Below are 23,609 nucleotides of genomic sequence, written 5' to 3'. Positions count from 1 at the left end.
GTGCGCCGAACCCGGTGCCGAGACAGCTGAACGTCACCGGATCGGGACCCGGGTCCTTGTTCCGCGTGACCTTCGGCCCTGCCGGTGACCGGCCCGAACGCGCGAGGCTTTACCCATGTCCACCTACCTGCGACGATTCGACCCCCGTCGGTCCGTCCTGTGCCTGATCACCGGCTTCCTGGCCACGTGGGCGCTCGCAGGGGCGCTCGCCCTGATCACTGGGGCGCTGACGCTCGGACCGACAGCCGAGGACCGGTTGCCGTGGCAGAGCCCGATCCTGGCCGGGGTGCTGCTGGCACTCGTGGTCGGTCTGCCGATGACGGTCGTCACCCTCGATGCCGCCCGCGAGGACAAGCGCACCGCGCAGACGGCGATGATCGCCGCCTGCGCGCTGATCGGCTGGATCCTGTTGCAGCTGTTGATCTTGCGGGAATTCAGCTGGCTGCAGCCGCTGTGTGTGGTCCTGGCCGTCACGATCGCCACCCTCGGCGCCCCACCGCTCACCCACCGCTCCGCGATTCGACGCTGAACCGAGCCGACGATGATGCGCGAAGATGGGAGACAACAGCCCGACCGAGGCGAGAGCGAGTCAGCGATGATCACGGTGTTCCTGGTCGACGACCACGAGATCGTCCGGCGCGGCGTGGGCGACCTGATCGCCCTCGAACCCGATCTCGAGGTGATCGGCGAGGCCGGATCCTGCTCGCAAGCCCTCGCCCGCATCCCGGCACTGCGCCCCGACGTGGTCGTGCTCGACGTCCGATTACCCGACGGCAACGGCATCGAACTGTGCCGTGAACTGCTCTCGACCGAACCCGAGCTGCGCTGCCTGATCCTGACCTCGTTCACCGACGAACAGGCCATGCTCGACGCCATTCTGGCCGGTGCGAGCGGCTATGTCGTCAAGGACATCAGAAGCCTGGAACTGATCAGCGCCGTGCGCGAGGTCGGCGAAGGCAAGTCATTGCTCGACAATCGGGCCGCGGCCGCCCTGATGGCCAAGCTGCGCTCGGAAGCGGAGGAGAAGACCGGCCCGCTGGCGACCCTGACCGAACAGGAACGCACGCTGCTGTCGCTGCTGGGCGAGGGTCTGACGAACCGGCAGATCGCCGCGCGCATGTTCCTCGCCGAGAAAACCGTCAAGAATTATGTGTCCCGGTTGCTGACCAAACTGGGTGTCGAGCGCCGGACCCAGGCCGCGGTCATGGCGGCCGACCTGAATCGGGAACAGCGCAGGTAACAGCCGTCGCCACCCACCCCCGGCGTGGAAGAATGCGCCCTATGGACAACACGTCAGGGGCCAGTGGCCGGGCGCCGGTGACCGAGACCCTGTCCCAGCTGCGGTTGCGTGAACTGCTCGCCGAAGTCCAGGACCGGATCGCCCAGATCGTCGATGTGCGCGACCGGATGGACCGGCTGATGGAAGCCATGCTCGTGATCACCGCGGGGCTCAACCTGGACAACACCCTGCGCACCATCGTGCACACCGCGATCGAACTCGTCGACGCCGGCTACGGCGCACTGGGCGTGCGGGAAACCGAGAAGAACAGCAATCAGCTCGCCGAGTTCGTCTACGAGGGCATCGACGATCGCACCCGGGTGCTGATCGGCGACCTGCCCCGCGGGCACGGCGTCCTCGGCCTGCTCATCGCCGACCCGAAACCCATTCGGCTGTCCAATCTTTCCGACCACCCGTCCTCGGTCGGCTTCCCCGCCAACCACCCACCTATGCGGACCTTCCTCGGCGTGCCGGTGAAGGTGCGCGACGAGGTGTTCGGCAATCTGTATCTGACCGAGAAGGCGGGCGGTCAAGAATTCACCGAAGACGATGAGGTGGTGGTGCAGGCGCTCGCCGCCGCCGCGGGCATCGCGATCGAGAACGCCCGGCTCTACGAACAATCGCGCGTCCGCCAGCAGTGGCTCGAAGCCATCCGCGATGTGGCGACCGAACTACTGGCGGGCAGCCCGTCCGCCGACGTGCTCGGCCTGGTCGCCGAACGCGGACGCGCCCTCACCGATTCGGCCTGCACATTTCTCGCGCTGCCCGAAGACCCGGATGTTCCCCCCGACGAGATCACCGAACTGGTCGTGGTCGCCGCCGCCGGGATCGATGCCGGCAGCCTGATCGGCAAGCACATCCCACTCGAGGATTCGCACTCGGCCGAGGCGTTCCGGTCCGGGCGCACCGTCGCCGCCGACTCCCCCACCCAGACCCCGATCTTCGACTCGGTCGACGATTTCGGGCCGGTCCTCACCTTGCCCCTGCGTGCGAACGGCTCGGTCACCGGCGTCCTGACCTCGGTGTTTCCCGCCGGTGCGGCGCAGCTCAGCGCGATCGACCAGGCGCTGATGACTACCTACGCCGACCAGGCCGCGGTCGCGTTGCAGCTGGCCGACACCCAGCGCCGGATGCGCGAACTCGACGTCTATGCCGACCGCGACCGCATCGCCCGCGGCCTGCACGACCACGTCATCCAGCGCCTCTTCGCGGTCGGCCTGTCACTGCAGGGCACGATGCAGCGAGCGAGGTCGACCGAGGTGCGCGGGCGTCTCGACGAGACCATCGACGACATTCAGGCGATCGTGCAGGACATCCGCTTCTCGATCTTCGACCTGCAGAGCAACACCACCACCGACTCCTCGACCTATCGCAAACGCCTGCACGACATCATCACCGATATGACCGACGAGATCGGCCTGCGCACCACGGTCCGGCTGGCCGGGCCGGTCACCGTGCTCGAGCCACCGCTGTCCGATCATGTCGAAGCCGTCCTGCGCGAGGCGGTGAGCAATGTCGTGCGGCACGCGAAGGCGAGCACGGTGGCGGTGGAGCTCACCGTGCGCGACGAGGTGTCGATCGAGGTCACCGATGACGGGACCGGTATCGACCCCGAGATCGGCCGCCGCAGTGGCCTGGCCAATCTGGCGGCCCGCGCCGCGGAGATGGGCGGGACCTTCACCATCACACCGAGGCCCCAGGGTGGAACCACCATGCGCTGGACGGCACCGCTGGACTGATTTCTACGCGTGCACGTCCGCCATCACCCGGGCATCACGCAGTGATCGCCAGTAGGCCGACGGCAAGTCCGCCGAGCATTGCTCGGTCCGGTCGATTTCGCGCTGCAACAGCAACCCGTAGGTGAATGTCGGTTCGTCGGCGTTCTCAGCTTCCCTGGCGATCTGGACCAGGTGGTGTTTGGCCACCACCGCGTCCTGGTGCTCGCCGAGCAGATCTTGTATCGCGGTCATGCCCCCGCATGCCTGCGCGGTGCGCGCCGGCGCGAGATTGCGCACGCTCTCGAGGTAGTAGCGGGTGCGCCGAATCGCTTTGCGCAATGCGTGGATCGCCGCGTCGCGGGCGTCTTCCTCCCCCGCCGAGTCGACCGCACGCATGCGCGACCTGACCCGATCGAGCAACGCGCCGAGCACCACGGTGTTGTCGACATCGTCGATCCCCGCGACAACGCCGCCGCACAGCAATCGTTCCTCGGCCATCAGGTCCTCGATCATCGCGGGAAACCGGGCCGATCCGAGCAGGTCACAGGCGGCCATCCAGGCGAGTCTGGTTCGTTCCCCGAAGTACTCGCTGATCCTGGCGCGCACCGGTCCGCGGACATAGCGCGGACGCAGCACATCAACGGCGGCGTGCAATCGCGCCGACTGTGTCCGCAGCTCGTGGGCCGCGCCGACGCTGATACCGAACCAGCGCAGTTCCTCGATCAGTCTGCGCACCTCCGGCTCGGCATGAACGGTTCGCCGGTGTGCGCTCAGGACGCTACGGGCCCGCCGCGCCGCGATCACCATGGCGGGGACCGAATCCGGATCGTCGTGCGCCTCGACCGTGATCTGACCATCCAGGATCGTCTCGCGCTGCGTGTGCAGGTAGCCGGCCAGCAACGTGCTCACCGACGCGGGCTCGCGGACATCGACGGTGAGAGGGCTCTCGGTCTTCATCGCAAACCTGCCTTGCTGAGTGGGTGAACGGTTCTGTCTCCACCCTGCTCGCAACACCGTCACCCGCCCAGGGTCGTTCGCCCCCCGCAGGTCCCCGATCGGGGTGTTCTCGCCGACGACCTAGTTCCTCTCCGCACGGGCCATCTGACCCTGCTGCGCTGCGAAAGCCAGGCTCACAGTGGAGGAAACAGAAAGGCCCACATCATGTTCACTCCTGGACACCCGAACCGGCCGGTCGTCGTCGGCGTCGACGGATCGCAGCAGTCCCGCATCGCCCTGCGCTGGGCTGCCGAATACGCCGCGCGGCACCGCACCTCGCTGCAGCTCGTCTACGCCATCGATGTCCCGGTCGACTACGGGCCGGGCCTCGTCGGGCCACTCTACGATGCGGAACAGCTACGCACCCACGGCGAATCCATCGTCGCCGCGGCTGCGGCAACGGCCGCGAAGGTCCCCCTCATCGCCCGGACCGTCATCTCCACTGCCGCGGTGTCCGGTTCCCCGGTTTCCGTGCTGCGCGAGCGCAGCAGATCGGCGCGGCTGGTGGTCGTCGGGAGCCGTGGGCTCGGCGCAGTGCGTCGCACCCTGCTCGGCTCGGTCAGCACATCACTCGCCTGCCACGCCGAATGCCCCGTCGCGGTGATTCCGGAAACGGTAGCCGACACCGGCGCGGTGGTGGTCGGTGTCGACGGTTCGCCCTGCAGCGCCGACGCGATCGCGATCGCGTTCGATGAGGCCGCACAACGCGGTGCGGGTTTGGTGGCAGTCCATACCTGGTCGGAGTTCTACCGCTACGAAGCGCGCACGACCATGCAGACCGAGGCCGAAGCGGTGTTGTCGGAATGCCTGGCCGGCTACGCCGAGAAGTACCCCGAGGTGTCGGTCGAGCGCGTCGTCGCAGAGGAACTGCCCGCCGAAGCGATCCTCACCGCCTCCGCAGCCGCACAACTCGTCGTCGTCGGCAGCCACGGCCGTCGCGGATTCGCCGGCATGACTCTGGGCTCGGTCTCCCAGGCGGTACTGCACAGCGCCGAATGCCCGCTCATCATCGCCAGGCCCACCACCTGAAATTGAACTACGTGCGCTGCGCGGAACCTCGCCCTCGCACGGCGGGTAGGCGAATGCAATTGGGATGTCGATATCAGGGCGTGGACTCCGACGTTCAGGTAAGGATGGGTCATCCGGCGCATCCGCGATCGCGAAGGAGTCGTGATGAAATACGTGATCCTGATTCACTCCAATCCGCAGCCCTGGGGACATCCGACGGGTGACTACCTGCCCGAGTACCAGACGATGTCGCAGGAGCAGCGGGGTCAAATGAACTCCGATTTCGAGAAGCTGCTCGGCGAGATGCAGGAGAAGGGCGAGTTGCTGACGGGCGAAGCCCTCGGGGCGCCCGAATCATCGCGGCTGTATCGGTGGAGTGACAGCAAACCGCTGGTAACCGATGGGCCGTATTCGGAGGCCAAGGAGCATCTGGCGGGGTTCTTCCTCATAGATGTGGAAAACCGCACCCGCGCCGAGGAGATCGCCGCGCAATTCGCCGGCCCTGGCGAAACCGTCGAACTGCGGCCGACGATGTGGCCGGGCGGCGACGACCAGTGAGTGACCCGGTGGTGGAGGACGTGTGGCGGCACGAGTCGCCGCACGTCCTCGCTGCCCTGCTGCGCAGGCATGGTGACTTCGCAGACTGCGAGGACGCGGCCCAGGAAGCAGCCGAGGCGGCGGCGGTGCAGTGGTGTCGCGACGGGGTGCCTGCCAATCCACGCGGCTGGCTCATCACCGTGGCGTCGCGGCGATTGATCGATCGGTTACGGGCCGACCGCGCACGGGCTGGGCGCGAAGAGGCGGTGGCCGTCGCACAGCCCGGCGGCGCGTACATCGCGCCGTCGGCGGATCAGGCGACTGCCGGCGACTGCGACGACATGCTGCAGATGTTCGTTCTGTGCTGTCACCCGAGTCTCAGCCGCTCCTCGCAGGTTGCGTTGACTCTGCACGCCGTCGGTGGACTGGGAACCCGCGAGATCGCTGCCGCTTACCTGGTTCCGCACCGGACCATGACGCAACGTCTCACCCGGGCTCGGTCGATCCTGAGGTCGGCCGGTGCTGTGTTCGAGCTCCCGAGCGAACAGGACTTGCCCTCGCGCGTCACGTCGGTACTCGATGTGTGCCACCTGCTGTTCACCGAGGGTCACACCCGTTCTGCCGGTGGCGCACTGGTGGATTGGAGTCTGACCGGTGAAGCAATCCGGCTGACCCGTCAATTGCATTGTGCGATACCGGATCACGACGAGGTGGCGGGCGCTCTGGCGCTGATGCTGCTCACCCACTCGCGAGCGGAGACCCGCACCGAGAACGGCAACCTGATCCCGTTGGCGGAACAGAATCGTTCCCGGTGGGACCGGGACCTGATTGCGGAAGGTGTCGCAATTCCTGGAGCGGGTCCTGCCCCGCGGCCATGTCGGCCGGTTCCAGTTGCAGGCGGCGATCGCTGCCGTGCACGCGGAGTCGCCCACGTGGGAGAGCACGGACTGGCGGCAGATCAGCATCCTTTACGACATGCTCGACCGAGTGGGACCCAGCCCGGTGGTGACGCTCAACCGGGCCATCGCCATCAGCATGGCTTTTGGCCCGAAGCAGGGATTGGACCTGATCGCTCCCCTGCTCGACAACCCGTCGATGCGGCGTCATCACCGAACCCACGCGGTACGCGCACACCTACTGGAAATGATCGGCGACCGGACCGGCGCCGTCGAAAGCTATCGGAGGGCCGCCCAACTCGCCACCAGCGTCCCTGAACAGCGGTACCTCAACGATCGGATGCGTCGCCTCGCCGGCCGAGAATGACGCGGGTTGAGGTAATGGAGTCGAAACGTGCCTCGGGCCGGACAGGGGTGCCCACACACGCGGTATCGACGGATCCGCTACTTCTTCTGAGGAAGGAGTGCGTCATGCGCGCAGCGCAGTTCAGCCGCTTCGGCGGCCCGGAGGTTCTCGAGATCGTCGACCTGCCCGATCCCTCCCTGGACCGGAGACATACGGGGTTCCGGCAGTAACAGCTCGCCGGCAGTGCGAGCAGGCTCGGCGCCGAGTGTCGCCGGATCGAAGTGGGCGGCGAACTCCGAGAATCTATGGCGTTGGTCAGCGCCGAGATCGAGCCACAGGTTCCCGACCTGATCGCTGCGCTCGATCGGCGCAAGTGCGCGTAGTAGCCCTTGTCGTATCCCTCCACGATGCGCAGCATGTCCACCGCCTCACCGAGAGCGACGAAGCGAGCCGGGGTCGTGCACCGCCACCGACTCGCGGCGCCCGGATGCTCGACTCCTGCGGCTTCACCGTAGCCGAAATCGCCACCAGCGCAGTCATTCTCAGCCGATACTGTTGGTGCGACAGGTTCCACGTAGCCGGGCGGGAGTGGCTCGCCGACGGGGACCGAACGGGGGTGCAGAGGCATGCTGCTGCTGGTCAACAACCGGCGCCGGGATCTGTCCGGTGCCGAGCTGCGTTTCGCCAACTGGGTCCAAGCCAGCCCGAAACAGCCCGGTGTCGCGGTGCTCAACGTCGAGGTCCCCGGCCGCGGCCGCCGCTCCCGTCAGGTCGACGCTCTGGTCTGGACACCGCAACGTTGTATCGCCACCGAGATCAAGGGCTTTCGCCGGCGCCAGGACGGAGTGCTGGTGGTGCCACCGAACGGGCCGTGGCACATGGACGACGGTCGTGTCGCAGACCTGTACGGCAACGACACCGGCCACAACCCGGCCGAGCAGGCCCGCGCAGCGAGCCTGGCCACCAAGAACTGGATCACCGAGGTGACCGGCGAACAGTGTCTCGTCCACGGGATGGCACTGGTGATGTTGCTTCCGAGGCAGCAGGTTCCGCGCCTGGACTGCGCTCACACCCCACCGATGATCGACATCGTGATCGAGGACTACGGCGTGTGGCGCTACTACCTACACCTGGACCACGCCGAACCAGCCCGCTGGGACAGCGACCAGGTCGCGCGCGTGCTGACCAGACTCGGCCTGGGCCCGCTGTTCCAGAACAACCCGACCATCCTTGCCGACGCGCTCGGCGAACCGATCCGCAGGCGCGCATAACCCGGACACTTGGGCCGACTGCGGTGCGCTGTGGTCGGCCCCGGTAGTTCGGTGGGCTGCAGTTCGAGAGCGTTTCCTCGAGCGTGACAGGCGAGACCCGTCCATGTCAGCGCACGGCGAACACCGTCGACGCGTACGCGAGACCGATGCCCAGCAGCAGTACTATCGGGTTGATCCACGTTCGCCACCAAGTCGGCACAGCGACGGTGGCCAGCAGGTACTGAGCGACAGTATCGGCGGCGGGGGCGCTATCCGAGCCCGCACCCATGGTGTGGCATGGACTCGTCGATGTTCAGGTGTGCGCTGGGGCCGCCCAGATCGGTCTTCACCCAGCCCGGCGCTATGAGCAGCAACGTGCGCGGGTCGTCGCCGCGCGGCGAAGCTGAGCATCAGCTGCGAGAGGCTCAGGCCGAACGGGCTCTTCGCGGTACTTGTGCTGCGGCGGTTCGCCGACCGCACCCTGCCGGTACCACCCCGAATCGCGGAGCCGCGGTGAGGCTTTCGGCGACCGGCCTTCCGGTCGCCAGCGGTGACATCTCGACGATCGCGCCCCGGCAGCTGCGTCGCCCGCTCGGATCGGGGTATTCCACGGAGTGAAGGGCGGTGACGCCGGGTCGCTGTGCACCGTGGCATCACGATCGTCGGTCCGCTCATCGGGTCGACTCGCACGCGGCCGGCGGGCGGGCGGCACCACACGTATACCGGTGTAACCGGATTCGGAGACTGTCATGATTGTTTTCCTCGGCCTGGTCCTGCTCATCGCCGCGGTGGTGATCGGCACGGCGGGCGTGCTGAGCAACAGCGGACCCGCCCACACGCTCAGCGACGACTTCAGCCTGCTCGGCTACCACATCACCGCAACGTCGGGCACGTTGTTCCTGTGCGCGGTCGTGCTCGGAGCCCTCGGCATGCTCGGCCTGGTCCTGCTCACCGCCGGCGCGCACCGTTCGTCGCAGCGCCTGCGTCAGACCAAGGCCGATCTTCGGCTCGCCCGTCGCACCGGCACGAGCGGGCGGACCTTCCGTCCTTCGGCCGAACCGAAGGAGAAGGGGACCGTGCTCGCGAAGACACCGCGTAGTGCGAGCGCACGCCGCACCTGGCGACATCCCTTCGGTGAGCGCTCCGCCGACGCCGTGACGCACTGACCCGACCACAGCACGGCGTCGCAGAGGTCGAGCGGGCGTGGACCGATCGAGCCTACGGGTTCCGAGCCTGGCTCGGGCCCCGCCACCGAAGTCAACAGCGTCGAGGTCAACGCCGCCGAACAGTGTCAGAACAGCGGACCGAGACCGCAAGAGTGAACGTGTTGCGCAGTCCGGAAAGACCGACCTATCTACCCGCCGCTGCCGAGTAGAGCTTCTCGACCGCCGGCGTAGACGAAGCTGCGGGCGAATCGACTCAGCACTACCATTTGTTGACGTGCAGTACTGTGTCGAGCGGGGCGCGTTTGGCGAGCTTGAAGTCGGTGCCCTTCGTGTAGGCAACAGGCAAGAGCACACCCTGCCGAACACTCGGGGGAACTCCCAGCGCCTCGGCGACCTCTCGTTCGTACTCCAGATGCAGTGAGGTCCACGCAGACCCGAGGCCGCGCTCACGCAGTGCGAGCGCGAAGCTCCAGGCGGCGGGGAGCAGCGAACCCCACAGACCGGCCTGGTTCCCCTCCGGCAGCTGCCCACCCGGAACGTGGATCGCACCGATCACCAGCACCGGTACCTGCTCCATCACCTCGGCCAGATAGGTCGCACTCGAAGCCACCTTCTCCGCGGTATCGGCGTCCTTCGGTGGCTTCGCCTGCCGCACGGCCGCACCCGCCGCAGCGTAGGCGGTGTAGGACTTGCGGTAGTACTCCGCCACGATCTTCTTGGGCTCGGGATCGGTCAGCACGATCCAATGCCAGCCTTGCAGGTTACTGCCCGACGGCGCCTGGAGCGCCACCTCCAATGCGTCGGTGACCACCTCCAGCGGTACCGGCCGATCCAGGTCGAGACGTTTGCGCACCGACCGGGTCGTGGTCAGTACCTCGTCCGCGGACAGGTCGAGATGCGGGAACTCGACAGTCATACGTTCTCCCATCTTGCGCTCGGTATCAGGATCGCCCCGTCATATAGTCGACGGTGCGCATATCAAAGTATGCGAAGATCCCTTCACGGGCATCGCCATCCCCCAGCACACCACGAAATCGCTGTTCACCGATGCGATCAGCTCCGCAGGCCAGATCTTGCCCAAGCCTCGATCCGGCGCACCGCAGCTCCCGCCCGTCACACCACGCTCAACTCGGCAAGTGCGGACATTCCACCGATGCAGGCTTTCGAAATCATGTCGTGCCGTTGATCTTTCGTCACGACCTCAGGCCGTAGCCAAGCTGCTGAAAAACTGGATCGCGTTCTCGGCGGCCTCACGATCACGCATCGCGCGTTCGAGCAGCGGTTCGTAAGGAACTGCTTGATACCGAGCATCGAGGGCCATCCCCAGACCATAGGACTCAGCTCGAGCAGGCCCTAGCCGACATTACATAGTCGGCATGGGCGCGCGTTCAGTGTGGAACGGGCCCGCGGATCGTCCGACGGGCCCGCCTGGTCGATGTCAGACGCAGTGCGCGGGCGGGACCGGGCTCCAGCTGCCGATGCAGCCCGCCGCGATGTACGCGAGTAGATCGATTACGGCCGAGCCGGTCTGCAGGACGACCGGTTCGGCTGCGGCGGTGTGGCTGATGGTGGGCTGCGTCGGTGTTTCGGGCACGGCGACGGCGAGTCCGGTGGAGGCGGCGCCGAACGCGGCGACCGCGATGGCAAGGGCAGCAAAGCGTTTCACGAGCATGCGAGCGAGCCTAGTGTGAAACACAAGTATTTAGACATGGATCGAAACCCCCCGATTTCGGGGGGTTGCCCGTGCCGCCCACATCATCGCTGATGCCGCCCGCACCATGCCGCACACGTTGCGCCAGGTCGATACCGGCGATGAAACCCCGACCGAGCTCGGTGGTTCTTCTCATCTGACCTGTGCACTCAGGGCTCCAGCGAAATCGCCCGAACTCGAAGGCATCTAGCAATCGGCGGCGCCCGTCGAGGACACCCGCTCTGCACGATCGCCCCGGCGATTCAGGCCGACGCCTCGGCGATTTCCTTGCGTGCCCTTTCGGCGACCCCGGTCGGCATCGGCTCGTGCCGCAAATACCCGCGGGCGAACGACCCCGCCCCGTGGGTGAGCGATCGCAGGTCGATGACATACCGGCTCAGTTCGAGTTCGGGTACCTCGGCCCGGATATGGGTGAAGCCGGTATCGGCCTGCTCGGTGCCGAGAATGCGTCCGCGCCGGGTGGACAGGTCGCCGAGGACGGCGCCCAGCTGGTCGTCAGGGACCGTGACCCGCACTGCGGCAACCGGTTCGAGCAGCAGGGTCCCGGACGCGTCCGCCGCGTCACGAAGGGCGAGCGCACCCGAGGTCTGGAAGGCGGCGTCGGAGGAGTCCACCGAGTGCGCTTTCCCGTCCACCAGTGTCACTCGCACATCCACCAGCGGATATCCGGGAGTGACCCCGCGCGCGGCCTGCGCCCGTGCCCCTTTCTCCACCGACCCGATGAACTGCCGCGGCACTACCCCACCGACCACCCGGTCGACAAACTCGAATCCGGCCCCCGCAGGCAGTGGTTCCACCTGGATGCGGCACACCGCGTACTGCCCGTGCCCGCCGGACTGCTTGACCAATTTGCCGTGCCCCTCGGCTTCCGCGGCGAGCGTCTCCCGTAACGCCACCCGATACGGTTCCACTTCCACTCGCACCCCGAACCGCCCGCGCAACCGTTCCAGGGCGACGTCCCGGTGGGATTCCCCCAGACACCACAGCACCAGCTGATGGGTGTGTTCGTTGTTTTCCAGCCGCAGGGTCGGATCCTCGGCAACGAGCCGGGTCAGACCCTGCGAGAGCTTGTCCTCATCGGCCCTGCCCTGCGCCCGAACAGCCACAGGCAGTAACGGTTCCGGCAGCTGCCACGGCTCGATCAGCAGGGGTTTCCCGGTGCCGGAGAGGGTGTCGCCGGTTTCCGCGTGGCCGAGTTTGCTCACGAACGCGATATCGCCGGCGACGGCCTCGGTCAGTGTCTGCTGTTGCTTCCCCAACGGCGCGGTGACCCCGCCGACCCGGTCGTCGGCATCGTGCTCGGGTCCGCAGACGCGGACGGTGTCCTCGCTGTGCAGCGTGCCGGAAAACACTCGCACCAGCGATACCCGTCCCACGTACGGGTCCGACGAGGTCCGGATGATTTCCGCGGCGAGTTCGGCCGCCGGATCGCAGTCCAATGCGATGGGCGCGGTGCCGTCGCCGCGCGGCGCGGCCGACAGCGGGTGTTCGATCGGTGTCGGGAACCCTGCTGTGATCAGTTCCAGCAGTTCGAGCACGCCCAAGCCCTGCTCCGCTTCCTCAGCTGCCGGTGCCGCGAACAGCACCGGATGGAAGCTTCCGCGCACCACGGCTCGTTCCAGGTCGCCGATCAGGGTGTCGACTTCGACGGGTTCGCCGTCGAGGTAGAGGTCCATGAGCGTTTCGTCTTCGCTCTCGGCGATGATCGCCTCGATCAACCGATCGCGGGCCGGGTCGATCACCGCGAGCTGTTCCGCGGAAGGTTCGGTGCGCACCCGTTTCCCACTGCGATAGTCGGCAACACGTCGCTCGAGCAGTTCCAGCAGTCCGATCGCGGGCCGGTGCCCATCGGGAGTCTTCTGCCCGTAGACCGGCAGGTGCAGGGGAAGGACTGTGTCGCTCGCTCCCCCGGTCAGCAGTGCCTGACAGGTCTGCACCAGTTCCGCGTACTCCGCCCGCGCCGTGTCCAGATGTGTCATCACGATCGCCCGCGGCATCCCCACCCGCGCGCATTCGGCCCACAGTTCCCGCGTAGGCCCCGCTACACCCTGCACTCCGTCGGCCGCCGACACCAGGAAGAGGGCCGCGTCCGCCGCCCGCAACCCGGCCCGCAGTTCGCCGACAAAATCCGGGCATCCCGGAGTATCGATCAGATTGACCTTCACCTCGCCCCACGTCACCGGGACCACCGACACCTGCACAGATCTGTGCTGTCGCCGTTCGACCTCGTCGTAGTCCGACAGTGATGTTCCGTCCTCCACGCGGCCTGCGCGGTTCACCGTCCCGGTCGCCAACGCCAGCGCCTCCACCAGCGTCGTCTTGCCCGCACCACTGCTGCCGACCAACGCTACGTTCCGGATGCTCTCCGGTCGCTGCGCCGCGTTTGTCCGGTCCACCATGTCGCTGCTCCCTCGAGTCGGGATCCGGCTCCTTCGAGCTTCCCACCGCAGGTAGGGACACGTCCACGATTTCCGGGATCGATGCTGCAGCGCTCGATTCAGCGTGTGCTGACGCAGCCCACGTAGCGGCGCTGGTCGTGGACGACACCGCGACAGCCCGCCGTGCCGACGTTGATGTCTGCGGTGTCGTGCCGGATCGCGAGCACACGGACTCGGCCGGGCACGTCGACGCCGTGGCGCCTCCTTGTCGCCGCTGAAACCGTCCACACCACAATCGAAACCGGGCAGGACACCGCCTTCTACACCGGCAAGGTCGCAGTGGCCTCGTTCTTCACCACCTCCCCCACCTCACCGCCGACTCGGCAGTGGTCTCGGGCACGGACCTGCCGATTCGGGGCTGGTGTTGCATGCGTCGCGATTCGAGGTCTGCACACGGCCGGAAAGCGACCCGCGGCCCGTCCGCACCGAATCCGCCTGCTGCGCGTTTGGCGATCATGTCCACGTCCGGCGCGCCCGTCACTTCTGGTTGAACTCAGCGCGCTCCGGCAGTCCGGCCGCCCACAGCGCCGCGGCGATCAGCGCGGGCTGACCGAACAAGCGGAGCAGGCGTTTGGCGTCCGTGTCGAGGCCGAACGCGGTGGTGCCCTCGACGTATTGAGCGATATTGCCCGGGAAGATCGCGATAAAGAACGCGGCAAGTGCGATCCCGGTTATTCGCCGCTTGCGTGGCAGGCCCAACAGCGCGAGGCCGAATCCGATCTCGGCCACACCGGAGCCGAGCACCGTGAGGTCGGCGTCGAGGGGGAACCAGTCGGGCACCTGCGCTTGGAAATCACTGCGCGCGAATGTCAGGTGCGAGACGCCGGCAACCGACATGACACCGCCGAGTGCAAGCCGGGTGAAGCGCTGTGAGGGGCGCTCGGACGAAGGGCTGGTGAGTGAGAACATTGGTCCTTCCGATTTGGGATCGCACCTGACGGCCCATCGAGCGCGCCACTTGTGGCTTTTACGACTACCCAGGCGGATCAGTTCAGTGCGCCGTTGTAGTCCGGGAACTTGAAGGTGCGCTCGGCATGCCCGCCGGACAGGTCCGAGGGGCTGTTGCCGAAATTGGCGACGATCGTGTAGCCCTTGCTCTCGATATCGGCCCGGCTCGCGGTCTTGTACTCGGCCAAGCCGGAATTGCCCGCCGACAGTGTGGTCGGCGCGCTGCCGTACAGCGCGTCGACCGGGTAGCCGACCGAGGTCAGGTTCGCCTGCGAGTAAGCGTTGACCAGGGCAGGCCTGCCGGTGACGAAGATGATCGCGGCGCCGTTCTGTTTCGCCCAGGTCGCCAGGCCGAGCACCGGCTGGATCGCCGGGATGATCAGGCCGGTGTTGTAGGAGGTTTCCAGCGTCGTGTTGTCGATGTCGAAGACGATCGCGGGCCGTATCGCGCCGGGCAGCCGACCGGCGAGGTAGGTCTTCGCCTCGGCCACGACGGGGGTGATCTCGCCGATCCACTGCGCGTACGGCGGCAATTCGGACTGATTGCCTGACAACGAGGACGAACCGCCGCCGGACAAAGACGACGAACCGGTGTCGGCGTCCGCGGCGGGCAATGGCGCTAGGAGCGCGGCCGCGACACCGACGACGAGCGATGCAGTAACACGTTTCATCTCTCGCACGCTAACAGCGGACTGAGCCACGCAGCTTCGAAGTCTCGCGCAGTGGGACTGCTACGCGGGCGCGCCCGCTTGGTCGGCATCGACGCGCACAAGGCTGGTCGGCACGTCGCGCTGAGATCATGCTTCCCGCTACCACCCGGAGCATCGTGGTCGTGCTGAGCAGAACGTGATCGTCACGCGGCGGAACTTACGTCGGCGGCCGGTAGGTAACGTCCCTAGCTATCGCTTCGTCGATCTGCTCGGGGCTGAGCAGACCCACTGTATGCGACACGGCGGCACCAGCGGCCGCAGTTCGAATCGCGAGCGCTGCGGCTGAGACATCGTCCGGGACATCACCGATGACGAACAAGTCGTCCTCGCCGAACGCGAAATAACAAGCTTCCACCCGACCACCCACGCTCTCCACCATCTCCGTGATGGCCGCACGGCGCGCACTACCGCCCTGTGCCAATAGACCTTGTGCCCCCTCTTGGAGATAGCTGACTCGCCACAAGTACTTGGGCATACCCACCAGCCTCCTCGGCTCCAGACGATCTCGGCGAGACCGACCCTACGGGTCCGCCGCCCCACAAACCGTCCAGGACGAACGCCGTCGTCGCAACGATGCGGCAACGTAGCTGAGGCGATATCGGAAATCCAGAGCGCAACCGAACCAACTGCCGTACAGGAAGCTCTCGCCGAGGCGGACGAGGGATCCTCGGTAGCTGGTCGTTCGGCTGATCCCGAGCTCGGTAGCCACCGCATGCGATTCGACCCGTCGATGCTCTCTATCGCAGAGCGGCACGCGCGGTGTCGGCCAACCGACGATTGGTCACCCGCAACTGCCGTGCGGTGCTGGTGGCCAATGCCTGCGTCTGATCGGAATCGAGGCGGCCACACACGCGCCCCCAATGCACGGCGACTTGGTCACCGACGGCCACCTCCGTCGCGAGGTGATCGTCGTCGACCTCGGCGCGCCATAGCGCTGGACCGGACAACCGCAGCAGCGGACCGTCCGAGACCAACCGCCGACAGCGGACGGAAGCAGCCCCGCCTTCGCGAGCCACCACGGTGCCCCAGGTGATACGGCAACTGTCCAGGATGCGGATCGGGTGCTCGTCGGCGCCACGTCCCAGCAGGCGGGTCCACGGATACACGCCGAACACGTGGAATCCGTGGTTGGCGGCGGCTTCCTCGGCGAGATCGGCGTTCAGATACGACCAGTAGTGTCCGGCCATCGGCGCGATGATCGCGAGCAGTTCGGTGGTGAACGCGCCGGCGTCGAGGTCGGCGCCGATCCCGCCACCGAGCCAATAGGACTCGACGAGGCGCGCGTCGAGCGGATCGGCGATGCCGGTCAGTCTCGACATCGCCCGCAGGTAGGGCCAGGCTCCGGAGAACTGGCGGGCCAGCGCGCGGATATCGGCGGCCGAGCCGTTGTGCAGCGCCCGCGCGTCGGCGGGACCGCAGTAGCCGAGCCGGTTGGGCGCGTAGGCGTAGCGGGCGAACATCTCGGTCCCGTCGATGATCGCGCCTCCTGTCAGCAGATCCGCGGCAGTTGTTCTCCGGCAGGCAGATCCACCACCCGGGTACCGCCGAGGGCGGTGCGGGCGACCACCATGCCCGGATGGTCCTCGACGCACACACCGATGGCTTCGGCACGAGCACCCAGCGGATGCGCGCGCATCGCCGCGAGCACCCGGTCGGCATCCTCGGAGGAGACGAAGGCGACCAGCTTGCCCTCGTTGGCGACATACATCGGATCGAGCCCGAGCAGCCCACACGCGTCCCGGACCGCGTCCGGGACGGGCAACTTCCGTTCATCCAGTGCCACACCGACTTTCGCGACACCCGCGATCTCGTTGAGCGTCGCCGCGACCCCGCCGCGGGTCGGGTCACGCAGCACGTGCACATCGGCGCCGGTGGCCAGCATCGCGGCGACCAGGCCGTTGAGCGGGGCGGTGTCGCTACAGACGGTGGTGCCGAATTCGAGGCCCTCCCGGCAGCTCATCACGGCGACGCCGTGCACCCCGATGTCACCGCTGACGATCACGACGTCACCGGGACGGGCGCGCTGCGGGCGGATGTCGACGCCGGCGTCGATGATGCCGATGCCCGCGGTGTTGATGAAGATGCCGTCGCCGTGGCCGGAGTCGACGACCTTGGTGTCGCCGGTGACCAGCTTGACCCCGGCCGCGAGCGCGGCAGTACCGACAGCCTCGGCGACCCTGGCGATCTCGGCGAGTGCGGTGCCTTCTTCGAGGATGAACGCCGTGGACAGCACCATCGGCCGCGCGCCTGCCATGGACAGATCGTTGACGGTGCCGTTGATGGCCAGGTCCCCGATCGACCCGCCGGGGAAGGCCAGCGGTTTGACGACGAAGGAGTCGGTCGAGAACGCCAAGCGCACGCCGTCGAGGGTGAGCACCGCCGAATCACCCATGCCCGCTTCGGCGGCGGAGCCGAACGCGGGCAGGAACAGGTGCTCGATCAGCTCGCCCGACATCGCTCCCCCGCCACCGTGGCCCATCACGATGGTCGGTGAGTCGCGCAGCGGCATCGGGCACACCCAGCTGTCCATGTCGAGGCCGGTCGCCGCGTTGTCCTCACGCATGAGCCACCTCCGCGGGCAGGTCGAGGCGTCGGTACAGGTAGTAGGCCGCGCAGGCACCTTCGGAGGAGACCATCGTGGCTCCCAAGGGGTTTCGTGGGGTGCATTGTTTGCCGAAAGCGGCGCATTCGTGCGGCTTGATCAGTCCCTGGAGGACCTCGCCGGAGCGGCAGATCGAGGACTCGGCGGTGTGCAGGTCGGTGACCGCGAACCGGTGCTCGGCGTCGTAGGCGCGGTAGCGTTCCGAGAGCCGCCAGCCGCTGTCGGGGATCACCCCGATGCCGCGCCAGGCGCGGTCGGTGACTTCGAAGACGTCGGTGAGCATCGTCTTCGCAGCCGGATTGCCTTCGGCGCGGACCGCACGGGGATAGGCGTTCTCGAGCTGGTGTCTGCCGTCCTCGAGCTGGGTCACGGTGCGCCGGATACCTTCCAGGATGTCGAGGGGCTCGAAGCCGGTGACCACCATCGGCACTCCGTATTTGTCGGCCAGCGGCGGGTACTCCTCGGTGCCCATGACACTGCAGACATGTCCGGCGGCCAGGAAGCCCTGGACCCGGCACTTCGGCGATTCCATGATCGCGGCGATGGCGGGCGGAACGAGCACGTGCGAGACCAACAGCGAGAAGTTCTCGATGCCCAGCCGTTTGGCCTGATAGACGGTCATCGCGTTGGCCGGTGCGGTGGTTTCGAAGCCGATGCCGAAGAACACCACCTGCCGATCCGGGTTCTGCCTGGCGATGGTGAGCGCGTCCAGTGGCGAGTACACCACTCGCACATCACCGCCTTCGCTCTTGACCCGGAACAGATCGCGTTCGCTTCCCGGCACCCGGAGCATGTCGCCGAAGGAGCAGAAGATCACCCCGGGCTGCGCGGCGATCTCGAGCGCCTTGTCGATCACCTCGAGCGGGGTGACGCACACGGGGCAGCCGGGGCCGTGGATCATCTCGATCTCGTCGGGCAGCAGTTGGTCGATGCCGTGGCGGATGATCGAATGAGTCTGTCCGCCGCAGACTTCCATGATGGCCCACCGCTGGGAGGTGGCCCCGCGGATCTGATCGAGCAACTTCTTCGCCAGGTCGGGATCACTGAATTCGTCGAGATACTTCATGACGTCACCTCCGTGTCGTCGCCGGCGCCGGAGTCGGTCGCTGCCGGTTCTGCCGTGGGATCGGGGAGCCCGGATTGTCTGGCGGCGAGGGCGAACCCGTCGCCGAACTCCTCGTTGAGCACACCGAGGTGCTCGAATTCGGCCAGTGTGCGCAATGCCGATTCCTCGTCGAGGCGCTGGATGGCGAAACCGACATGGACCACTACGTAGTCGCCGATCGCCGCGTCCGGAATGTATTCCAGGCACACGTCTTTGTGCACGCCGCCGAAGTCGACGACCGACATCATGGTGCCGTCGCGTTCGTGCAGGCTGAGCACCTTTCCCGGGACTGCCAGGCACATCGCTGCTCTCCTTTCGCTCAACCCGCACCGGCGGCGAGTAGTTGTCCGAACGCGAGACCACCGTCGTTGGGCGGCAGTCGGCGATGGGTGATGACGTGGAATCCGTTGTCGCGCAGCGCGGTGCGTGCTGCCGAGAGCAGCAACGCGTTCTGGAACACCCCACCCGAGAGCGCGACGGTCGTCGGGTGGGGTGCGAAATCCAGAGCCAGGTCCAGGACCAGCGCCGCCACGGCGTGATGGAAGCGCGCGGCGATCACGGCGGCCGGGACGCCGTGAACGGCGTCGGTGACCACTGCCGCCACGACCGGGGCCGGGTCGATCACCGCCGGGTCCGCGGTGTGATCGAGGCCGAACCGGTAGGTGCGCGAGCCGGGATCCGCGGCGCGCGCGAGGGCCTCCAGTTCGATCGCGGCCTGGGCTTCGTAGTCGACGGCGTGGCGAACCCCGGCCAGCGAGGACACGGCGTCGAAGAGCCGTCCCATGCTCGACGTCGGGGTACACCCGAAGCCGGAGCCGAACTGGTGTGCCAGCACCGCGCGTTCGTCGGCGGGACAGGCGGCGACCGAGGCGATCGTGTCCGACCAGTCCAGTCCGGCCGACCACAGATGTGCAAGCGCCATCCGGTAGGGCCGGTGCACGCTGACGTCCCCACCCGCGAGCGGCACGTATTTCAGGTGCGCGAGACGCCGGTAGCCCTTGTAGCCGGCGGCCAGGACTTCACCACCCCAGATGGCGCCGTCGGGTCCGAATCCGGTGCCGTCGAACGCGATCCCGGTGACCGTGTCCGAGGCGCCGAGTCCGTGTTCGCCCATGACCGCGGCGATGTGCGCGTGGTGGTGCTGGACGGTGTGGACCGGACGGCCTTCGGCGTGGGTGCGCGCCCAGGTGGTGGAGCGGTAGCGCGGGTGCGCGTCGGTGACGAGCTGGGTGGGCGCTACCCCGGTCAGTTCCGCGAGGTGCTCGGCGGCGAAACCGAAGGCGCGCAGGGTGGCCAGGTCGTCCATGTCGCCGATGTGCTGGCTGAGCCAGGCGTAGCGGCCCTCGCCGACCGCGCAGGTGTTCTTGAGGTCCGCGCCGACGGCCAGCGTCGGCGGCACCGGGACCGGCAGGGTCAGCGGGAGCGGCGCATACCCGCGGGAGCGGCGCAGCGGCAGCTCGACACCGTCGACCACGCGCACGACCGAATCGTCACAGGGCGTCAGGATGCGGCGGTCGTGCGACAGCCAGCCGTCAGCGAGGGCGGCCAGGCGGGTGCGGGCGTCCTCGTCGTCGAAACAGATCGGTTCGCCACCGAGATTGCCGGAGGTCATCACGAGCACCCGCGGGACGGGCCGGTCGCCCGACAAGCCGAACAGCAGCAGGTGCAGCGGTGTATAGGCGAGCAGGACGCCCAGGTCGGGGTTGCGGGGCGCGACCGAAGGGGCCAGTTCGATGGTGTCGCGATCGAGCATGTCGTGCGAGTCGGCATCGGATGCCGCTTCGGCGGGGATGCGGACGGGGGCCCTGCGGGCGAGCAGGACGATCGGGCGTTGGGGGCCCGTGAGCAGTAACGCGGCGGTGTCGTCGACCTCCGCGATCGTGCGCGCGGTGCCGAGGTCGGGAACCATGACGGCGAAAGGCTTGTCGCCTCGCCGCTTTCGGCCCCGCAAGGTGGCCACGGCGCGCTCGTTCGTGGCATCGCAGGCGAGGTGGTAACCGCCGATGCCTTTGACCGCGAGAATCCCGCCCTCGCGCAACAGGTTTCGCGCCGAGTCCAGCGGCCCCTCGGCCGATGAGCCGGAAGGACCGAGGTAGGACAGACGCGGGCCGCAGTCCGGGCACGCGATGGGCTGGGCGTGGAAGCGGCGGTCGGCGGGGTCGGTGTATTCGGCGGCGCAGTGGGCACACATCGGAAAGTCGGCCATCGACGTGCGGGACCGGTCGTAGGGCAGTTCGGCGATGATGGTGAATCGGGGTCCGCAGTTGGTGCAGTTGATGAAGGGGTGGCGATAGCGCCGGTCGGTGGGATCGGCCAGTTCGGTGGCGCAGTCCGCGCAGATCGCGACATCGGGTGAAGCCAGGGTGCGGCCGCCACCGTCGCGGGTGGTGTCGGCGATACGGAATCCGGTGCCGCCGCGCAACGCGACGATGCTCTGGTCGACCGATTCGACGACGGCCAACGGCGGTGGGCGCTCGCGCAGGCGTCGCGCGAACTCGTCCAGATCGGCGGGGGCGCCTTCGATCTCGATGATCACCCCGGCGCTGTCGTTGGCCACCGACCCGGACAGGGACAGTTCCGCGGCGGTCGTGTAGACGAAGGGCCGGAAGCCGACGCCCTGCACCACCCCGCGAACCACGAGGCGCCGACGTTGCCGGTCGGCGGTCATGACTGTTCGCCTCGTCCGAGCAGATTCAGCCCGGCCAGTGCGGTGGCGGCGCCGGCCTGGTCGGTCTTCTCGACCGCCAGACCCATGTGGATGATCACCCAGTCCCCGGGATGCACCGGATCCTCTTCCAGCAGACCGATGTTCACCTTGCGGTTCTCGCCGGAGACCGTGACCAGGGCGAGTTGCCCGTGGTATCCGTCGAGGATCTCCACGACCTGTCCGGGGATACCGAGGCACATGGTTCACCCCTCCGATCGGTTCGACGGCGCGACGGGCCCGTTCGAGTCGGCGACCATCGCGGTCGGATCGGCGACCAATCGCGCCAGAACCGCTGCGACCGCCTCGACGGCAGGATCGACCGCGGCACCTACCGGGCCGGACAGGCCGATGCCTTCCTCTACCGAGTCGACCTGGCAGCCGACGACGACGGTCGGTGGCAGGGTTCCGCCCAGCGCGCGAACGCTCGCGAACACGGCGTCGGGGTTCATGGCGTGCGCGTCGAGCTGCGCCGCGCCCGCTGGGCCGGGTTCGGCGTGGAAGACCGCGAGAGTACCGGGTGCGCCGCGGTCGGGGACGGCGTCGACGAGCACCAGCGCGTCCCACGGATCGAGCAGGTCGTAGGCCAGGTGCATGCCACGGATGCCGTAGTCGACCACGCGCACGGTCTCGCCGTGCGGCGGTAGTCGCCGCACCACTTCGGGTCCGAAACCGTCGTCGCCGAGGAAGATGTTGCCGATCCCCGCCACGAGCACTCGCGGCGTCATCTCACATCCGGCGGATCTTCAGATAGCGCTGGACATCCGGTATCGAACGCACGCCGAGCACTGCGGCGGCCACAGCCACCACGGCGGCCAACGCCACCGCGAACATTCCTATCGTCGTCATGATCGACCTCTTCTCTCATTCTCGTGGGCTGTCGAGCGGTTCGATCTCCTCCGGGGCGAAATACAGGTACCGGCCGTACCATTCGTGCAGGTCGGCGGCGGGGTCGTCCTCGATGACCACGCCGACGTGGGATTGCCCGTCGACATCGGCGTGCACCGAGACGACCTTGGCGGTGCGCCCGTCGTAGAACAGGTCGTGGGCATCGGCGCGCCGAGACGGATGCAAGCGCACCCTTGTCCCGTTGCGGACCCGGACCGCGCCGACCATGATCGCGTCGGCATCGGGGCGAACAGCATTGTCGGCCAACGGGTCCCACCAGTCGACACCGTCGGGTACCTCAGGGATCAGCGCGGCCTGCTCGGCGTGCGGGTTCCGCAGGACACCGTGCAGCTGCTGCAATGTCTCCGGTGTCATCGCGTCGCAGCGGTCGATGATCTGCGCCGCCCGCTCGTCGGTCGCGCGGGCCTGGGCCTTCTCCTCGTCGGTCATGGTCATCACGCGCAAGGTGAGGATCTCGTCGATCTCGGTGGAGTCGAACAGCGGTCCCTCACTCTGCTCGGCGATCTCGGGGTGGTCGTAGAGAATGATGGGCGAGATCAGCACGATGCTGTGGTCACCGGGTGGCCCGGCCAGCACCGGGAAACACCGGTGCTGCGAGCATCGGGCGACGGCCGCTTCGGCGTCGGGCGGCGGTTCGAGCAGGGAAACGAACCGGGCGCCTTCGGTTTCGGCGATGACGTGCGCGCCGATCAGGGAGCGGGCGATGGCGTCGTGCTGGTCGGTCGCGGGGGTGCCGGTGTTGCGGAGGGTGACACTGAGGCGCAGAAAGCGCTCGTCACGGTCCACGGTCAACTCGACTTCCCCGTCGAGGTGCGCGCGGTGTCGGACCAGTCGTCCGGCCGGTGCACCGTCGGGGCCGGGAATCGCCTCGTGGTCGGTGCCGGCCGGAATCGTCAGCCGCGCAGTCCAATCGGTCAGCGGCAGCGGACCGATCACCTGTTCGCACTCGACCGCCTCGTCCCAGCTGATCCACGATCGGCCTTCGGCGACGAGCTCGGCGACCGGTGTGTGCCCGGCATCCTCGACGGTCCGGCGCTGCAACTGCAGAAACCGTACGGTCAGCGTGACCGAGGCGGACTCCCCCGCGTCGAGCAGACATTGCGCCGACAGTTGCGGTTCCTCGCCGAGTCCGGTCGCGGCCGCCCCGGTGGGGCCGAGGACACCGAACTGCCAGCGCGACTGGTTCTTTCGCGAGTTCGCCCGGTAGGGGTACAGCAGGTAGCCCTCGTACAGCACCGCGTCGGCGACCGCGCGCGCCCTGGCCTGCGACCTGGTCAGCTCGATGC

At 67.5% G+C, this 23,609-nt stretch carries 25 protein-coding genes and 1 pseudogene; 9 read left to right on the top strand and 17 right to left on the bottom strand.

The features are described 5' to 3' along the window. Positions 1 to 115: 115 nt before the first annotated feature. The 3 genes from ACWGCN_RS14525 (at position 116) to ACWGCN_RS14515 (ending at position 3,018) form a co-directional block, all read left to right on the top strand. Positions 116 to 529 carry a hypothetical protein gene (locus tag ACWGCN_RS14525; protein WP_378987238.1) on the top strand — a complete coding sequence of 138 codons (414 nt, stop codon included), beginning with the start codon at positions 116 to 118 and terminating at the stop codon, positions 527 to 529. Positions 530 to 595: 66 nt separating this feature from the next. Continuing rightward, positions 596 to 1,240, top strand: a complete 645-nt coding sequence (locus tag ACWGCN_RS14520; RefSeq protein WP_378987241.1) for a response regulator — start codon at positions 596 to 598, stop codon at positions 1,238 to 1,240. 41 nt (positions 1,241 to 1,281) lie between these two features. Further along, positions 1,282 to 3,018 (top strand): sensor histidine kinase, encoded by a 1,737-nt coding sequence (locus ACWGCN_RS14515; RefSeq protein WP_452457191.1) that lies wholly within the window; start codon positions 1,282 to 1,284, stop codon positions 3,016 to 3,018. A 3-nt stretch (positions 3,019 to 3,021) separates the two neighbouring features. Here the strand turns inward: ACWGCN_RS14515 and ACWGCN_RS14510 are convergent, their stop codons facing one another. Beyond that, the gene (locus ACWGCN_RS14510; RefSeq protein WP_387443803.1) at positions 3,022 to 3,954 is read right to left on the bottom strand and encodes a CHAD domain-containing protein; all 933 of its coding nucleotides are present in this window, start codon (positions 3,952 to 3,954) and stop codon (positions 3,022 to 3,024) included. A 204-nt stretch (positions 3,955 to 4,158) separates the two neighbouring features. Here ACWGCN_RS14510 and ACWGCN_RS14505 point away from each other — a divergent pair, with 204 nt between their 5' ends. The 5 genes and pseudogenes from ACWGCN_RS14505 to ACWGCN_RS14485 all read left to right on the top strand — a co-directional run bounded on the left by ACWGCN_RS14505 (position 4,159) and on the right by ACWGCN_RS14485 (position 8,051). After that, on the top strand, positions 4,159 to 5,022 hold the full coding sequence (locus ACWGCN_RS14505; RefSeq protein ID WP_452457192.1) for a universal stress protein: 864 nt from the start codon (positions 4,159 to 4,161) through the stop codon (positions 5,020 to 5,022). Between the two features lie 144 nt (positions 5,023 to 5,166). Next, the gene (locus tag ACWGCN_RS14500) at positions 5,167 to 5,559 is read left to right on the top strand and encodes a YciI family protein (protein ID WP_387443799.1); all 393 of its coding nucleotides are present in this window, start codon (positions 5,167 to 5,169) and stop codon (positions 5,557 to 5,559) included. Beyond that, a pseudogene (locus tag ACWGCN_RS14495) lies at positions 5,535 to 6,323 on the top strand (RNA polymerase sigma factor); the annotation flags it as partial. The gene ACWGCN_RS14500 and the pseudogene ACWGCN_RS14495, both read left to right, overlap by 25 nt. 52 nt (positions 6,324 to 6,375) lie before the next feature. After that, a complete protein-coding gene (locus ACWGCN_RS14490; protein ID WP_452457296.1) occupies positions 6,376 to 6,801 on the top strand; it encodes a hypothetical protein in 426 nt (141 codons plus the stop codon). Positions 6,802 to 7,406: 605 nt separating this feature from the next. After that, positions 7,407 to 8,051 (top strand): nuclease-related domain-containing protein, encoded by a 645-nt coding sequence (locus ACWGCN_RS14485; RefSeq protein WP_452457193.1) that lies wholly within the window; start codon positions 7,407 to 7,409, stop codon positions 8,049 to 8,051. A 106-nt stretch (positions 8,052 to 8,157) separates the two neighbouring features. On the opposite strand, the gene ACWGCN_RS14480 is transcribed toward ACWGCN_RS14485, so the two are convergent. Further along, entirely contained in the window at positions 8,158 to 8,319 is a 162-nt protein-coding gene (locus ACWGCN_RS14480; RefSeq protein ID WP_452457194.1) for a hypothetical protein, read from the bottom strand. A gap of 460 nt (positions 8,320 to 8,779) precedes the next feature. On the opposite strand from ACWGCN_RS14480, the gene ACWGCN_RS14475 reads away from it, so the two are divergent. Further along, on the top strand, positions 8,780 to 9,196 hold the full coding sequence (locus ACWGCN_RS14475) for a hypothetical protein (protein WP_452457195.1): 417 nt from the start codon (positions 8,780 to 8,782) through the stop codon (positions 9,194 to 9,196). A 259-nt stretch (positions 9,197 to 9,455) separates the two neighbouring features. Here the strand turns inward: ACWGCN_RS14475 and ACWGCN_RS14470 are convergent, their stop codons facing one another. From ACWGCN_RS14470 to ACWGCN_RS14400, 15 genes are all read right to left on the bottom strand, one after another. After that, positions 9,456 to 10,112, bottom strand: coding sequence for a nitroreductase family protein (locus tag ACWGCN_RS14470; protein WP_067453708.1), 657 nt, complete (start codon positions 10,110 to 10,112; stop codon positions 9,456 to 9,458). Between the two features lie 522 nt (positions 10,113 to 10,634). Then, the gene (locus tag ACWGCN_RS14465) at positions 10,635 to 10,868 is read right to left on the bottom strand and encodes a hypothetical protein (protein WP_452457196.1); all 234 of its coding nucleotides are present in this window, start codon (positions 10,866 to 10,868) and stop codon (positions 10,635 to 10,637) included. Positions 10,869 to 11,149: 281 nt separating this feature from the next. Then, a complete protein-coding gene (locus tag ACWGCN_RS14460; RefSeq protein ID WP_452457197.1) occupies positions 11,150 to 13,306 on the bottom strand; it encodes an elongation factor G-like protein EF-G2 in 2,157 nt (718 codons plus the stop codon). A gap of 516 nt (positions 13,307 to 13,822) precedes the next feature. Beyond that, positions 13,823 to 14,254, bottom strand: coding sequence for a DoxX family protein (locus tag ACWGCN_RS14455; protein ID WP_452457198.1), 432 nt, complete (start codon positions 14,252 to 14,254; stop codon positions 13,823 to 13,825). 77 nt (positions 14,255 to 14,331) lie between these two features. Next, complete coding sequence (locus tag ACWGCN_RS14450; protein ID WP_378987280.1) at positions 14,332 to 14,964, bottom strand: HAD family acid phosphatase; 633 nt, start codon at positions 14,962 to 14,964, stop codon at positions 14,332 to 14,334. A gap of 196 nt (positions 14,965 to 15,160) precedes the next feature. After that, a complete protein-coding gene (locus ACWGCN_RS14445) occupies positions 15,161 to 15,478 on the bottom strand; it encodes a GYD domain-containing protein (RefSeq protein ID WP_378627985.1) in 318 nt (105 codons plus the stop codon). Between the two features lie 262 nt (positions 15,479 to 15,740). Beyond that, positions 15,741 to 16,463: a DUF6390 family protein gene (locus ACWGCN_RS14440; protein WP_452457199.1), complete on the bottom strand. Its 723-nt coding sequence runs from the start codon at positions 16,461 to 16,463 to the stop codon at positions 15,741 to 15,743. A 29-nt stretch (positions 16,464 to 16,492) separates the two neighbouring features. Beyond that, positions 16,493 to 17,566 carry a hydrogenase expression/formation protein HypE gene (hypE, locus tag ACWGCN_RS14435; protein WP_452457200.1) on the bottom strand — a complete coding sequence of 358 codons (1,074 nt, stop codon included), beginning with the start codon at positions 17,564 to 17,566 and terminating at the stop codon, positions 16,493 to 16,495. Next, positions 17,559 to 18,671 (bottom strand): hydrogenase formation protein HypD, encoded by a 1,113-nt coding sequence (gene hypD, locus ACWGCN_RS14430; protein ID WP_378987289.1) that lies wholly within the window; start codon positions 18,669 to 18,671, stop codon positions 17,559 to 17,561. The genes hypE and hypD overlap by 8 nt, the downstream gene beginning before the upstream one ends. Further along, positions 18,668 to 19,012 carry a HypC/HybG/HupF family hydrogenase formation chaperone gene (locus ACWGCN_RS14425; RefSeq protein ID WP_378987292.1) on the bottom strand — a complete coding sequence of 115 codons (345 nt, stop codon included), beginning with the start codon at positions 19,010 to 19,012 and terminating at the stop codon, positions 18,668 to 18,670. Before ACWGCN_RS14425 ends, hypD begins: the two co-directional genes overlap by 4 nt. Positions 19,013 to 19,029: 17 nt before the next feature. Next, positions 19,030 to 21,378 (bottom strand): carbamoyltransferase HypF, encoded by a 2,349-nt coding sequence (gene hypF, locus ACWGCN_RS14420; protein WP_387443747.1) that lies wholly within the window; start codon positions 21,376 to 21,378, stop codon positions 19,030 to 19,032. Continuing rightward, a complete protein-coding gene (locus ACWGCN_RS14415; protein WP_378627973.1) occupies positions 21,375 to 21,617 on the bottom strand; it encodes a HypC/HybG/HupF family hydrogenase formation chaperone in 243 nt (80 codons plus the stop codon). The genes hypF and ACWGCN_RS14415 overlap by 4 nt, the downstream gene beginning before the upstream one ends. 3 nt (positions 21,618 to 21,620) lie before the next feature. Continuing rightward, on the bottom strand, positions 21,621 to 22,142 hold the full coding sequence (locus tag ACWGCN_RS14410; RefSeq protein WP_452457201.1) for a hydrogenase maturation protease: 522 nt from the start codon (positions 22,140 to 22,142) through the stop codon (positions 21,621 to 21,623). Between the two features lies 1 nt (position 22,143). Then, positions 22,144 to 22,263 carry a DUF6893 family small protein gene (locus ACWGCN_RS14405; protein WP_378627967.1) on the bottom strand — a complete coding sequence of 40 codons (120 nt, stop codon included), beginning with the start codon at positions 22,261 to 22,263 and terminating at the stop codon, positions 22,144 to 22,146. A 15-nt stretch (positions 22,264 to 22,278) separates the two neighbouring features. Beyond that, positions 22,279 to 23,601: a hypothetical protein gene (locus ACWGCN_RS14400; RefSeq protein ID WP_452457291.1), complete on the bottom strand. Its 1,323-nt coding sequence runs from the start codon at positions 23,599 to 23,601 to the stop codon at positions 22,279 to 22,281. Positions 23,602 to 23,609 lie beyond the last annotated feature (8 nt).

It is taken from the genome of Nocardia sp. NPDC055050 (assembly GCF_053608345.1).
This window is presented reverse-complemented; position numbering and strand designations above follow the sequence as displayed.